Here is a 13,761-nt window from a genome sequence, read left to right as displayed (position 1 = left end):
TCAGATCCTCATGCGAAGAAAGAGTGCGCCTTGATCAGCGCATCGGCAAGCCGGTCGACTTCATCGAACGTATTGTAGAGACCGAACGATGCCCGACATGTGGAGGTCACGCCGAAGCGGTGCAAGAGCGGCTGGGCACAATGGGTTCCCGCTCGGACGGCGACGCCCTCGCGGTCGATGATGGTCGAGACGTCATGTGCATGGGCGCCGGCCATCTCGAACGAGACGATCGCGCCCTTGTCCTTCGTGGTGCCGAAGATCTTCAGGCTGTTGATCGCCGAGAGGCGCTCTGTCGCGTAATCGCGCAGCGCCAGCTCATGCGCCAGGATCCGGTCGCGGCCCAGGCCTTCCATATATTCGAGCGAGGCGCCAAGCCCGATCGCCTGGACGATGGGCGGGGTGCCGGCCTCGAAGCGGTGCGGCGGCACGCCATAGGTGACATTGTCTTCGGTGACGTCGCGGATCATCTCGCCGCCGCCCAGGAAGGGCGGCATGACCTCGAGCAGCGCTTTCTTGGCGTAGAGCACGCCGATGCCTGTCGGGCCGTAGAGCTTGTGGCCGGTGACGCAATAGAAGTCGGCGTCGAGCGCCTGCACGTCGACCGGCAGGTGCACGGCCGCCTGGCTGCCGTCGACCAGCACCTTGACGCCATGGGCGTGGGCGATGCGGATCACGTCCTCGATCGGCACGATGGTGCCGGTGACGTTCGACATATGCGTGATCGCGACGATCTTCGTGCGCGGCGTGATCAGCTTCTCGAATTCGTCGAGCAGGAAGGTGCCGTCATCGGCGATCGGCGCCCACTTGATCACTGCGCCCTTGCGCTCGCGCAAAAAATGCCACGGCACGATGTTGGAATGGTGCTCGAGGATGGAGACGATGATCTCGTCGCCCTCGACGATCTCCATCTGGCCGAGCGACGAGGCGACCAGATTGATCGCCTCCGTCGACGAGCGGGTGAAGATGATCTCGTCGACCGAGCCGGCATTCAGGAAACGCCGCACCGTCTCGCGCGACTTCTCATAGGCGTCGGTGGCGACATTCGAGAGATAATGCAGGCCGCGATGGACGTTGGCGTATTCTTCCGAATAGGCCTTCGTCACCGCGTCCAGCATCGCCTGCGGTTTCTGCGCCGAGGCGCCATTGTCGAGATAGACGAGCGGCTTGCCATAGACCGTCCTCGACAGGATCGGAAAATCCCGCCTTATCGCCTGAACGTCATAGGCGCCCTGCTCGCTCATGCTGCCTCTTGCCCGCGCGCGGCGAGCCAGTTGCGGGAGATCTGCTCGAAGGCTTCGCCGATGGCTTCATCGCCAAGGCCCTCGATGGCTTCGGCCAGGAAGGCCGTCACGAGCAACGTCTCGGCCTCGGCGCGGGGCAGGCCGCGCGAGAGCAGGTAGAACAGGATGTCCTCGTCGATCTCGCCGCTCGTCGCGCCATGCGCGCACTGGACGTCGTCGGCGAAGATCTCCAGCTCCGGCTTGACGAAGAAGGAGGCGTCCTCGGAAAGGAGCAGGCCCTGCGTCATCATCCGGCCGTCGGTCTTCTGCGCATCGGGGCGCACGATGATGCGGCCCTGGAACACGCCCTCGGAACGGCCGTCCATCACCGCCTTGAACAGTTCGCGGCTGGCGCCATTCGGCACGGCGTGATCGACGCTGAGCGCGATATCGGCGTGCTGCTTGCCGCGCAGCATCGTCGCGCCAAACAGGCCGGCGCGGGCATTCTCGCCCGAATAGGTGACGAAGGTCTGCGAGCGCGAGATCGCGGCGCCGATCATCAGGGTCAGGTGATCGAACTCGGTCTCGGTGCCGATGGTGACGGCGAGCGTGCCGAGATGGACGCTGGCATCGCCCTCGCTCTGCAGCTTGGCCCAGACGACCTTGGCGCGATGACCCGCCGTCGCCTCAGTGACGATATTGGCCTGATAGGCGCTGCCGGCCGGACCGACATGCGTCTCCAGGATGCGGACGAAGGCATCGTCGCCGACGGTCACGAGGTTGCGCACATGTGAGGCGACGGCCGAGGTCGTCACATGGGCGATCTCGATCGCCCGCTCGATGCGGACGCCGGCTGGAACCTCGATGGCGACGCCACCCAGCATCAGCGCGGAATTCAGCGAGACCATCGCATCGTTCAGCGAGGCGACCTGCAGGCCGATGCGCGCATCGCCTTCCTGCAGAAGATCCACCAGCGGACGGATGGTGACGCCTTCGATGCCCGTGAGATCGGAAAGTTCGGGACGGAAGCTGCCATCGACCACAACGAGGCGCGCCCGGTCGAGACCCGGCAGCGGATCGGCCAGGGTGCTCGCCTCGGCGATTGGGCCGATTGCCAGCGGCGGCACGGTGCGCAGCAAGGCGCGCAGATCCGTATAGCGCCAGGCTTCGGTCCGGCGATGCGGCAGGCCCTGCTTCTGGAAGGCGGCGAAGGCGTTTTCGCGCGCCGCGGCGATCGCCGGCGAACCGGGCAACTGCGTGCGGGCGGCGGCGAATTCCAGCGCCAGCGTTTCTTCAGCCTGTGTGCGCAGGATGCGCGGCTCGGCGTTCATCGATGCCACTCCCCCGCTCAAGCCGCTTCGCCGGCATAATCGGCATAGCCCTTGGCTTCGAGCTCCAGCGCCAGCTCCGGACCGCCGGTGCGGACGATGCGGCCCGCCGACATCACATGCACCTTGTCGGGCACGATATGGTCGAGCAGGCGCTGATAGTGGGTGATGACCAGCATCGAGCGGCCGGGATCACGCAGCGCATTGACGCCTTCGGAGACGACGCGCAGGGCATCGATGTCGAGGCCGGAATCCGTCTCGTCGAGGATCGCCAGCTTCGGCTCGAGCAGCGCCATCTGTAGGATCTCGTTCCGCTTCTTCTCGCCGCCCGAGAAACCAACATTGAGCGGACGACGGAGCATTTCCTGAGTCACGTTCAGCTTTTCCGAGGCCGTCTTCACGCGGCGCATGAAGTCCGGCGTGGTCAGCTCGGCCTCGCCGCGCGCCTTGCGCTGGGCGTTCATGGCGGCCTTCAGGAAGGTCATTGTGGCGACGCCGGGGATTTCCAGCGGATATTGGAAGGCCAGGAACACGCCGGCGGCTGCACGCTCTTCGGCCGGCATCTCGACGATGTCCTTGCCGTCGAACAGGATCTCGCCCTCGGTAACGTCATAGCCATCGCGGCCGGACAGCACATAGGAAAGCGTCGACTTGCCGGAGCCGTTCGGCCCCATGATCGCATGGACTTCGCCGGTCGGGACGACCAGGTCGACGCCGCGCAGGATCTCCTTGCCGTCGATGGAGGCGTGGAGGTTCTTGATCTCGAGCATAGTATTGTTCCGTTCAAACTGGCTGTCTGAACCCTCCCCTTGAGGGAGGGTCGAAACGCTGCAAGCGTCTCGGGGAGGGCTTTCCGGTGCCTGGACCGAGCGCCCCTCCCGAAACCGGCTTTGCCGGTTTCGACCTCCCCGCAAGGGGGAGGTTCAGAGAGAAAGGGCTTAGCCGACCGAGCCTTCGAGGCTGATCGAAATCAGCTTCTGGGCCTCGACCGCGAACTCCATCGGCAATTGCTGGATGACGTCCTTGACGAAGCCGTTGACGATCAGCGCCACGGCCTCCTCCGACGAAAGCCCGCGCTGCAGGCAATAGAACAGCTGGTCGTCGGCGATCTTCGAGGTCGTCGCCTCATGCTCGAACACGGCGCTGGCGTTCTTCGACTCGATGTAGGGCACGGTATGCGCGCCGCACTTGTCGCCGATCAGAAGGCTGTCGCAATTGGTGAAATTGCGCGCGCCGGACGCCTTGCGGTGCGCCGAGACGAGGCCGCGATAGGTATTGTCCGAGCGGCCGGCGGCGATGCCCTTCGAGATGATCCGGCTCTTCGTGTTCTTGCCGAGATGGATCATCTTGGTGCCGCTGTCGACCTGCTGGTAGCCGTTCGACACCGCGATCGAATAGAACTCGCCCTGGCTGTCATCGCCGCGCAGGATGCAGGACGGGTATTTCCAGGTGATCGCCGAGCCGGTCTCGACCTGAGTCCACGAGATCTTCGAACGGTCGCCACGGCAATCGCCGCGCTTGGTCACGAAGTTGTAGATGCCGCCCTTGCCGTCCTTGTCGCCGGGATACCAGTTCTGGACCGTCGAGTACTTGATCTCGGCATCTTCCAGCGCCACCAGCTCGACCACCGCCGCATGCAGCTGGTTCTCGTCGCGCATCGGCGCCGTGCAGCCTTCGAGATAGGAGACGTAAGCCCCCTTCTCGGCGATGATCAGCGTGCGTTCGAACTGGCCGGTGTTGCGCTCATTGATGCGGAAATAGGTCGACAGCTCCATCGGGCAGCGGACGCCCTCGGGGATGTAGACGAACGACCCATCGGAGAACACGGCCGAATTCAGCGTCGCGTAGAAGTTGTCGGTCACCGGGACGACGGAGCCGAGATATTTCTTCACGATCTCCGGATATTCGCGGATCGCTTCCGAGATGGCGCAGAAGATCACGCCGGCCTTCTTCAGCTCTTCCTTGAACGTCGTCACGACCGAAACGGAATCGAACACCGCATCGACCGCGACCCGGCGATCCGACGCGCCCTCGACGCCGGCCAGGATCTCGCGCTCGCGCAGCGGAATGCCCAGCTTCTCGTACATGGCGAGCAGTTCGGGATCGACCTCGTCGAGCGACTTCGGACCCGGCGTGCTCTTGGGTGCCGAGTAATAATAGAGGTCTTCGAAATCGATCTTCGGATAGTGGACGCGCGACCAGGTCGGCTCGGTCATGGTCAGCCAGCGCCGATAGGCGTCCAGCCGCCATTCGAGCATCCAGTCGGGCTCGTTCTTCTTGGCGGAGATGAAGCGGACGATATCCTCCGACAGGCCCTTGGGGGCGCGGTCGGATTCGATATCGGTCACGAAACCGTATTTGTACTGATCGACGTCGATCTGGCTAACCTGATCGACCGTCTCCTGAATTGCAGGCATTGCCTACTCCATCCACAGCGGTTTCAAGGACCGCGGGTTGAGTGCGTTGTCATGCGGCGCGTGTCACGCCCGGCGCGAGCCGTCTCATGACACGTCCCCAGACCTCCGTAAATCTACGTATGTCGGATTCGGTGGTCGCCCATCCGAAACTGACGCGGATCGCGGCCTTCGCCTGGGATTCGGGCACGTTCATCGCCCGCATCACATGCGAAACACCGACTTTTCCCGAAGAGCAGGCCGATCCGGCGGATACCGCCGCGCCTTCGAGATCGAGCGCGATCACCAGCGTTTCCGCTTGGAGACCGTCGACGCCAAGTGACAGCGTCTGCGGGAGCCGCTCGGCGCCCCCGCTCAAGAGAATGGCCGGAGCCGACTTCGTCGCGATCTCGTCGCGCCAGAGGCTCCACGCGGCAGACCGATCGAGATCGGCGCGGGCGCAATCCGCCGCCACGCCGAAGCCGACGATCGCCGCCACGTTCTGCGTGCCGGCGCGGCTGTATTTTTCCTGCCCCCCGCCGACCAGGAGCGGCAGCGGCGAGACGAGATCGCCGCCCAGAACGATCGCACCAGCCCCCTGCGGACCGCCGATCTTGTGGGCGGAAAGGGTGAGGAAATCGACGCCAAGCGCCGCAATATCGACCGGGATCCGGCCCGCCGCCTGGATCGCGTCGGTATGGACCAGCGCGCCAAACTTGCGCGCCAGCGCCGCAATCTCGGCAACCGGCTGAATCGTGCCGGTCTCGTTATTGGCCAGCATGACGGAGACCAGCGCCCGCTTGCCTTCGGCGGCAGCCAGCTCCAGCGCCGCGCCCAGATCGGTGAGGCTCAACCGCCCCTCGCCATCGACCGCAATCGAACGGACCCTGTCGGGACCGAAACGGCCACCAGCCAGCACGGACGGATGCTCGGTCGCCCCCACCAGCAGCAGGTCGATCGCCAGTTCACCGGCACCCATACGCATCCGCGGCGACAGCACGGTGACATTGGCCTCGGTGCCGCCGGAGGTGAAGATCACGCGGGTCGGGTCGGCGCCGACAAGGGCTGCAACCCGGCGGCGCGCCGCCTCGACCTTGGCCCGAGCGGCCCTGCCCTCGCCATGCACGGAGGACGCATTGCCGGTCGCATCCAGCGCATCGATCATCGCCATGCGCACTTCGGGACGAAGCGGCGCACCGGCGTTGTAATCGAGGTAGATACGCGGCGCGGCCACGGCTGGCAGTCTCCCGTTGCAAGGCGGATGTCGCATTATGCTTGAAATCCGGACCCTGCCTCATGCTACAAGGCCCGCTACAAGGCAGGATCGACATCCGACGCCGATTTCGAATAATTCTAAAGTGTTCTAGAAACCCTGAGCATCAGAGTCAAGTTAGGATTTGACGCTGATATAGGTCGCTTGGGACGTTCTGAACAGATCGAAAGGTCCGAGGCTAAACATGCCCGAGGTTATTTTCACCGGCCCCGCCGGCCGCATTGAGGGACGCTTCCAGCCGTCCAAGGAAAAGAACGGCCCGATCGCCATCATCCTTCATCCGCATCCGCAGTTCGGCGGCACGATGAACAATGCGATCACCTATCAGCTGTTCTACATGTTCGCGAAGCGCGGCTTCGCCGTGCTGCGTTTCAACTTCCGCGGCGTTGGTCGCAGCCAGGGTGAATTCGACCATGGCGAGGGCGAGCTTTCGGATGCCGCTTCGGCGCTCGACTGGGCGCAGACAATCCATCCGGACGCGCGCGCCTGCTGGGTCGCCGGCTTCTCGTTCGGCTCCTGGATCGGCATGCAGTTGCTGATGCGCCGCCCGGAGATCGAGGGCTTCATCTCGATCGCGCCGCAGGCCAACCTGTACGACTTCTCGTTCCTGGCGCCCTGCCCGTCCTCCGGCCTGATCGTCCATGGCGACCAGGACAAGGTCGCACCGCCCAAGGACGTGCAGACCTTGGTCGACAAGCTGAAGACGCAGAAGGGCATCATCGTCGAACAGACGATCATGCCGGGCGCCAATCATTTCTTCGAGGGCCAGGTCGAGCCGCTGATCGATATCTGCGGCAACTATGTCGACAAGCGCCTCGCCATGCTGAGCGCCGCTTAAGCCTTCCCCTGCGGCAGCGCTTCGGCGCTTCCGATGCCGATTTTGACGGCCCGCGGCGACCTCGCCGCGGGCCGTTTTCTTTGGGCGATGCCGTCAAGCGGCACTGGCAGATGTTAGTCAACGGATACTGCGAGCCCACGGCTGGTTCGATGAGGCCCGCCCTCAATGGAATCCGTCCTTCCGCCGAGGCGCTCGGTACAGCGCGCTAGAAAGCGCCGGCGGACCCAACCCCAAATCGTTTGCGATCAATGGCTTGCGGCGAGAGACTGAGAACCCGATTCTGGTCGAAGCGACTGCCGCGACCACAGGCAAGGCTCGTTTCATTCCGCCCACATCGCCATCTCTACGAACGAAGAATCCCTGCCCGCGCCTGGCGCGGTTGGCGCTAAAACCGTTCTGGCTACCGCCCGATGGTCGGAGGCCGCTTTTGCAGGTCTGACCGCAACGTGGATTGCTGGAGGTTAGGCCTTGGCCCGTCGACATCAGGAAAACCCTAGCCGAGATTGATCGAGCGGTGCTCGATGGCAAGCCGGGACATCACCTCGAAGACGGTGGCCGGAAGGCCAGTAGGACGGATTGGTCCCGGCCGATGCCAGGCCTGTGGAGCCCCACCCCGAGGGAGGCATCCCGGAGAGCTTGCGGGGCGACAAAAACCAAAAGGCTCCGCCGAAGCGGAGCCTTTCAGTATGCGCCCCGTCTATGAGATCAGAACTTATAGCTCAGGCCGACCGTGACGGCCGTCTGCGTAAAGTCAGCATCGACCGGACCTTCGAGCAGCTGGTAGGTCTTGTGGCCGAAATCGCTGTAGCGAAGCTCGGCACGAGCGATCCAGTTCGGCGAGAAGGCGTATTCGGCACCGACACCAGCCGTCCAGCCGACATGCGTATTGCTGTCGTCGGAACCAAACGCCGCGCCATCCTCATCATAGTTACCATTCGAGGACATCTTGGCGTTGGCGAAGGCGATGCCGCCGGTGCCATAGATCAGGAAGTTGTCAAAGGCATAGCCGGCGCGAGCCCGAAGCGAGGCCTGCCATTGGCTTTCGAATTCAAGATTGCCCGTGACGAACTCATCGAAATTTGTCACGTAGCCGGCATAGCCTTCGCTGCCCTTGATGTTGGCATAGTCGAGGTCACCCTCAAGGCCGAAGACGAACTGGTCCATCTGCCAGTTGTAGCCGGCATGGACGCCCCCGATGAAGCCGTCCACGTCGAAGCTGTCGGCGACGGCCGAGTCAGTGAGCACCTGCGCTATCGGCGGCTCGCCGAACAGGCTGCTCTGGTTGTCGTCCTCGCTGCCCCAGGCATAGCCGGCATGCACACCGGCATAGAAGCCAGACCAGTTGAACGCGGCGGGGGCCACGACGACCGGGGCTGGTTCATAGGTGAGATCGGCGGCGCGAGCTCCACCGAGGCCCAGGGCCAGGACAGATGCCGCTGCCGTCGCAGTCAGTAGCGAATGTTTCATTGCGGGCCTCTTCAGTCTTACTGTTCACGAAGAATGCTATGAAAGTGCCACCCAGAGACCAAAGCCTAGCACCGGATTCGCAAACAAACCATTGCCGATTCATCGACGGAAGGAAGAATCCGGGCCTATAAAGGCCGATTCCGTGACAATATTGCAATCACCGCAACAATAGTTTCTAGAGAGACCTCTAGGTAAGATGATAGAGATACACGTTAGCTAGGTGCACCTTCGTCTAGCTAATCCATAAATACTGGACGGCATCGGCTCCATTCCGCATCGACGGATGCACGATATCCCACCTGCGGTAGCAAGACGGGACGCCCCCGCTTTCCGGCAGAGTCTGACAAGCCGGCGCAGGCCCCATGCAATGCCCCAATAGAAAAGGGCCCTGCGATGCAGGGCCCTCCGGTACCGATATGGGACGTCGGATCAGAACTTGTAGTTCAGACCGGCCTTTAGGGTGTGGAAGGCGGTGTCTACGCTGCTATGCCCATCATAGTCGGCAACACCGTTGTATCCAGAACTGTCAATGCTACCCAGGTCGACATAGAGGTATTCGGTCTTCAGGGTAATATTCTTTGTTATTCCGTATTCGAACCCTGCGCCGGCCGTCCAACCCCACTGGGTGTCCGACACCGAGAAGCTACCGGACTGATCGCCGTAATAGCCATAGGAACCAGAGGTCTTAACCTCGCCGTAAGCGGCACCACCGGTTCCGTAGATCAACAGATTATCCCATGCGTAGCCGATGCGGCCGCGGATGGTTCCGAACCAGTCGACCTTCGTCTCCGAATTCTCGCTGTAGTACTGATCACCGTCATAATAGTCGGTGAACTGGTGTTTTGCCTTCAACCCCGATGCGGCGATATCGGCCTCAACACCAGCCACCCAATTTGGCGAGAACTGATAGTTATAGCCGACCTGCACACCACCAAATCCGCCAAAGCCGTTGTCACTGCTACTGGTGGAGTAGATATCGCTCTCGCCATCATCAAAGGACGTGAACGAGCCATCAAATTTTCCACCAGCGATGCCGCCATGGACACCGATGTAGAAGCCGGTCCAGTTGAAGACTTCCGGAGCAGCCACCGGGGCGGGCTCGTAGGTCAGGTCGGCCGCCTGGGCGCCGACAACGCCCAGCGCCAGTAGGGATGCCATGGTTGCACTGCGAAGAATGAATTTCATCAGAGATGCCCCTCGCTCGGAAAAGTGGGTCCGAACAACCGATCGTGCGGGGGTCGGTTGCTCAGTTGGGACACGCTACCGCAACCAGGCTTAGTTGACTGTTGCGAAAAGGCATCACGAACTACGCAAGTGACGCAACGGAATTCAAACATTCGTTCGAGATATTTAAAGTGGACCTTATGGGTTTGACGAAAAAACATTGCAGATCAAGCTGATTGATACACAAGCCTGCCGCGCTCCCATTGCTCGACTCCAACGATCGAAAATCACTGCGATCATTGCTTGCAAGATCTCGCTGCGCTTCAAAATCTACTGAAATCCGCCTTGTGATGGCAGTTTTGAAGCGAAACCAAATCGCTGCTTGGCCTTGGAAACCCACTGTCGATGGGAATCACCAGCTCAGGGATGGCCATGAGGGCATTCGCACGAAGCGCGGCGGGGATGCTGGCAGCCGTGGCGGCGGATGTGCGCTGGAAGAGTGGCTCCCCTGCCGCCTGCGGCTGCGGAAGCCCCCTCGCCGCCCCGTCCGCACCCGCAGCCCGCCGAGCGCGCGCCGTAGGTTCCCGGCGCTCCGGGGGAAAGTCCTTCGATTAAAGGCCACAAAAAAGCCCTCGCCCGCCTGGCCAGCGAACGAGGGCTGAGACTGGGAGACGGCGAACCGCCCAGCGGCTACATCGCGCCGGATTTGGGCTGCAGCTTCACCTTGCCGCCGGCCAGACGGACGATTTCCGCGACCACCTGCTGGTGCAGCACGCGGTTCTTGTCGATGTCGAAATGCGAGACGGCAGCCTTGATGTCGGTGCGCTTGCGCACGTCGGAATTCACCACGCGCTTGCCGGCGCCCGGCGGCACGTCCAGCGCCTCGGCCCAGCCATTGTTGGACTGGTACAGGTTCAGGTAACGCCGGACGCCGGGGGCGACGGGGCCCTTGGTCGTCGGGTCGAAGGTGACGACGAGATCGACCGGGACGCCGTTGCGCGCCAGTTGCTGACCCATCAGGAGAACGGCATTGGCGCCCAGCGAATGGCCGACCAGGACGATCGGACGGGTGGCCTTCGGGTTCGCCTTGTACTTGGCGGTGATGTCGGCGGCGACGCTCGGCCAGTTGGCGTGGTTCAGCACCTTGTTGGGGATGCCCTGGGCCTTCAGCTCCTTCGACATGTCGTCCATGCCGAGCGAGAACACGTTGGCGAGGCCGCGGAACAGGTAGACCTGCGGGTCGCGCTGGACGACCGGCGCACGCTTCGTGGCCCTGGCGACCAGCCGGGGCGCGGGCTTGGCCGCGCCGGCTTCAGCGCCGGCGGCCGGGGCCGTCATGGGCGGCATGGCGGCACTTGCGGTCGTCACCGGCCGCGATCCGGCAGCGCCCTGGGCGGATGCGGCGAGCGGGGCAACAAGGGCTGCGCCCGCGACCAGCAGGACGCCAAATTTCAGCATGCGAACGAGCATCCGGATCTCTCCCAAAGAAGAATTTGAAACGATGGTGGCGGACAAGGCGGCGGTTCGAGCCATCACGGGGCCACTGCCCCCGGCTCGGCCAGGACACCGCCCGGCATGGGATGCGGCACCCCGGTGGTCTCGGGCAGGCTGAGCGGCAGGCCGGCGACGCTGCGCGCCGCTAGATAGGCGAAGGCCTGCGCCTCCATGAAATCGCCGGACCAACCGAGGGAATCGGCCGTCATGACCTTGGCCCCGCTCGCCTCGGCGAGCTGGTGCAGGATGGCCGGATTATGCGCGCCGCCGCCGCAGACGATGATCTCGCCGGCGCCGCCCGCGAGCGCCACGGCGCGGGCGATCGATTCGGCGGTGAAGGCGGCGAGCGTCGCGCAGGCATCGGCCGTCGACAGACGCGCCACCGGCGCGCGGGAAAAGGCATCGCGATCGAGCGATTTGGGCGGCGGCAGGCTGAACCAGGGATCGTCCATCAATTCGGCCAGGGATTGCAGCTGGACCGTGCCCGAGGCGGACAGCGCGCCGTCGACATCCATGCTCGCGCCGGTGCGCTCACGCACGAGATCGTCGATCAGCGCATTGCCCGGGCCGGTGTCGAAGGCGACGATCGAGCCATCGGCGCCGATCCGCGTGACATTGCCGACGCCGCCGATATTGACCACCGCGACATCGCCCTCGAGCCCGGCCGCGCGGACGAGGGCCGCATGGAAGATCGGCACCAGCGGCGCGCCCTGCCCGCCGGCGGCGACGTCGGCGGCGCGAAAATCATAGACGACGGGAAGACCCAGCCGCCGCGAGAGCGCCGCGCCATCACCGATCTGGATGGTGAGCCGGCGCGCGGGCGCGTGAAACACCGTCTGGCCGTGAAAGCCGACCAGGGTGACGCGCGGCGCGTCGACGTCCTGGCGCGCCAGCAACGCTTCGACGGCTTCCGCATGCGCCTCGGTGACGATCCGCTCGGCCTCGCCCAGGATGCCGGGGCGAGCCTCGCGCCGATCGAGCCCCACGGCAGCCGCCAGCGCCGCGCGAAGCACGGTGCGCTCTTCCGCTGCATAGGGCCTGAAATAGGTGGGGCCAAAAGCCTCGACCTCTTCCCCGTCGGTCGCGATCAATGCCGCGTCGACGCCATCCATCGACGTTCCGCTCATGAGCCCGACAACGACCGTTCTGCGCATTGGTTCCCCCGGAACTATTCCAATCCGGGATAGCCGCATGCGTCGCTTCCGCAAAGAGCAGATCGGCAACAGTCGCGCCGTTTCGTCAAAAGCCGCAACGTCCCCCGTGACAAACCGTTTCGGCTGATCTATATGCGCTGTCATGACTTTCGCCGCCACCACCTATGCTTGGTACTTTAGCTATCCGCTCGCAATGGCGGAGGTAGGGGTGCGCGCGGTCTAAAAAGCCGCAAAATGTCCCGAAGCCGCCAGACACCTGGCGGCTTTTTTATGCCGCCGGGTGGTCCAATTTCTCAAGGAGCCACACCGTGCTGATCACCGACGACCTCCGCATCCGCGAATTGAAAGAACTCTCGACACCCGAACAGGTGATGCGCGAGTTCCCCCGCACCGAAACCGCCAGCGACACCGTCACCTGCGCCCGAACCGCGCTGCACAACATCCTGCACGGCACCGATGACCGCCTCGCCGTCGTCATCGGCCCCTGCTCGATCCATGATCCCGTCGCCGCGATGGACTACGCCCGCCGGCTCGCCGAAATCCGCCCCTACCTCGCGGACCGGCTCGAGATCATCATGCGGGTCTATTTCGAGAAGCCGCGCACGACCGTCGGCTGGAAGGGCCTGATCAACGATCCCGACCTCGACGGCAGCTTCGAGATCGACAAGGGCCTGCGCATTGCGCGCAACCTGCTGCTCGACATCAACGATCTCGGCGTGCCGGCCGGCTCCGAATTCCTCGACATGACGACGCCGCAATATTTCGCCGATCTCGTCGGCTGGGGCGCGATCGGCGCGCGCACGACCGAAAGCCAGGTGCATCGCGAGCTGGCCTCCGGCCTCTCCTGCGCGGTCGGCTTCAAGAACGGCACGGACGGCAACGTCAAGATCGCGCTCGACGCGGTTCTCTCGGCGTCGCAGCCGCATCATTTCCTGGCCGTCACCAAGACCGGACGGTCCGCCATCGCCACCACGGTCGGCAACGAGGACTGCCACATCATCCTGCGCGGCGGAAAATCGACCAATTTTGACGCCGCCAGCGTCGAGGAAGCGGCCAAGGCCTCGGAAAAGGCCGGCATCACGCCGAAGATCATGATCGACGCCAGCCATGCCAACTCCTCGAAGAAGCCGGAAAACCAGCCGATCGTCGTCGAGGACATCGCCCGCCAGGTCGAGGCCGGCGACAACCGCATCATGGGCGTGATGGTGGAGAGCAACCTGGTCGCCGGCCGGCAGGACCTGATCGAAGGCCAGCCGCTCGTCTACGGCCAGAGCATCACCGATGGCTGCATCGACTGGGACACCTCGGTCGACGTTCTCGAGCGTCTCGCCGCCGCCGTGGAAGCCCGCCGGGCCCGCGCCCGCCGCGCTGCCTGACCCTGATCCGGGAAATTTCGCCCTTCGAGGTGAAATTTCCCGTTCCGGCTGCTA

General features: G+C 63.7%; 11 protein-coding genes. 2 read left to right on the top strand and 9 right to left on the bottom strand.

What is annotated here, in order from left to right:
• Positions 1-8 precede the first annotated feature (8 nt).
• The 5 genes from ACHMWQ_RS12510 to ACHMWQ_RS12490 form a co-directional block, all read right to left on the bottom strand.
• Positions 9-1,241: a cysteine desulfurase gene (locus tag ACHMWQ_RS12510; protein WP_396307708.1), complete on the bottom strand. Its 1,233-nt coding sequence runs from the start codon at positions 1,239-1,241 to the stop codon at positions 9-11.
• A complete protein-coding gene (sufD, locus tag ACHMWQ_RS12505; RefSeq protein WP_396307707.1) occupies positions 1,238-2,551 on the bottom strand; it encodes a Fe-S cluster assembly protein SufD in 1,314 nt (437 codons plus the stop codon). The genes ACHMWQ_RS12510 and sufD overlap by 4 nt, the downstream gene beginning before the upstream one ends.
• Before the next feature lie 17 nt (positions 2,552-2,568).
• A complete protein-coding gene (sufC, locus tag ACHMWQ_RS12500; protein ID WP_396307706.1) occupies positions 2,569-3,318 on the bottom strand; it encodes a Fe-S cluster assembly ATPase SufC in 750 nt (249 codons plus the stop codon).
• Between the two features lie 168 nt (positions 3,319-3,486).
• Entirely contained in the window at positions 3,487-4,965 is a 1,479-nt protein-coding gene (gene sufB, locus ACHMWQ_RS12495) for a Fe-S cluster assembly protein SufB (protein ID WP_266332028.1), read from the bottom strand.
• Between the two features lie 49 nt (positions 4,966-5,014).
• Positions 5,015-6,175 carry a cysteine desulfurase family protein gene (locus ACHMWQ_RS12490; RefSeq protein WP_396307705.1) on the bottom strand — a complete coding sequence of 387 codons (1,161 nt, stop codon included), beginning with the start codon at positions 6,173-6,175 and terminating at the stop codon, positions 5,015-5,017.
• Between the two features lie 223 nt (positions 6,176-6,398).
• Here ACHMWQ_RS12490 and ACHMWQ_RS12485 point away from each other — a divergent pair, with 223 nt between their 5' ends.
• Complete coding sequence (locus tag ACHMWQ_RS12485) at positions 6,399-7,052, top strand: alpha/beta hydrolase (RefSeq protein WP_266332030.1); 654 nt, start codon at positions 6,399-6,401, stop codon at positions 7,050-7,052.
• A gap of 705 nt (positions 7,053-7,757) precedes the next feature.
• Here ACHMWQ_RS12485 and ACHMWQ_RS12480 read toward each other — a convergent pair.
• From ACHMWQ_RS12480 to ACHMWQ_RS12465, 4 genes are all read right to left on the bottom strand, one after another.
• Positions 7,758-8,519, bottom strand: coding sequence for an outer membrane protein (locus ACHMWQ_RS12480; protein ID WP_396307704.1), 762 nt, complete (start codon positions 8,517-8,519; stop codon positions 7,758-7,760).
• 429 nt (positions 8,520-8,948) lie between these two features.
• Positions 8,949-9,704, bottom strand: coding sequence for an outer membrane protein (locus ACHMWQ_RS12475; RefSeq protein ID WP_396307703.1), 756 nt, complete (start codon positions 9,702-9,704; stop codon positions 8,949-8,951).
• 669 nt (positions 9,705-10,373) lie between these two features.
• Positions 10,374-11,153, bottom strand: a complete 780-nt coding sequence (locus ACHMWQ_RS12470) for a hypothetical protein (protein ID WP_396307702.1) — start codon at positions 11,151-11,153, stop codon at positions 10,374-10,376.
• A 62-nt stretch (positions 11,154-11,215) separates the two neighbouring features.
• A complete protein-coding gene (locus ACHMWQ_RS12465) occupies positions 11,216-12,331 on the bottom strand; it encodes an anhydro-N-acetylmuramic acid kinase (protein WP_396307701.1) in 1,116 nt (371 codons plus the stop codon).
• Positions 12,332-12,645: 314 nt separating this feature from the next.
• Between ACHMWQ_RS12465 and ACHMWQ_RS12460 the strand changes: the two genes are divergently transcribed.
• Entirely contained in the window at positions 12,646-13,707 is a 1,062-nt protein-coding gene (locus ACHMWQ_RS12460) for a 3-deoxy-7-phosphoheptulonate synthase (protein ID WP_396309440.1), read from the top strand.
• The last annotated feature ends 54 nt before the right edge of the window (positions 13,708-13,761 follow it).

The organism is Kaistia sp. UC242_56 (assembly GCF_044452255.1).
Taxonomy (GTDB): Bacteria; Pseudomonadota; Alphaproteobacteria; order Rhizobiales; family Kaistiaceae; genus Kaistia; species Kaistia defluvii_A.
This window is presented reverse-complemented; position numbering and strand designations above follow the sequence as displayed.

Coding starts and splice junctions, on each gene's coding strand:
- ACHMWQ_RS12480 (WP_396307704.1), bottom strand. CDS start 8,519: ATGAAACATTCGCTACTGACTGCGACGGCAGCGGCATCTGTCCTGGCC.
- sufC (WP_396307706.1), bottom strand. CDS start 3,318: ATGCTCGAGATCAAGAACCTCCACGCCTCCATCGACGGCAAGGAGATC.
- ACHMWQ_RS12465 (WP_396307701.1), bottom strand. CDS start 12,331: ATGCGCAGAACGGTCGTTGTCGGGCTCATGAGCGGAACGTCGATGGAT.
- ACHMWQ_RS12485 (WP_266332030.1), top strand. CDS start 6,399: ATGCCCGAGGTTATTTTCACCGGCCCCGCCGGCCGCATTGAGGGACGC.
- ACHMWQ_RS12475 (WP_396307703.1), bottom strand. CDS start 9,704: ATGAAATTCATTCTTCGCAGTGCAACCATGGCATCCCTACTGGCGCTG.
- ACHMWQ_RS12510 (WP_396307708.1), bottom strand. CDS start 1,241: ATGAGCGAGCAGGGCGCCTATGACGTTCAGGCGATAAGGCGGGATTTT.
- ACHMWQ_RS12470 (WP_396307702.1), bottom strand. CDS start 11,153: ATGCTCGTTCGCATGCTGAAATTTGGCGTCCTGCTGGTCGCGGGCGCA.
- sufD (WP_396307707.1), bottom strand. CDS start 2,551: ATGAACGCCGAGCCGCGCATCCTGCGCACACAGGCTGAAGAAACGCTG.
- sufB (WP_266332028.1), bottom strand. CDS start 4,965: ATGCCTGCAATTCAGGAGACGGTCGATCAGGTTAGCCAGATCGACGTC.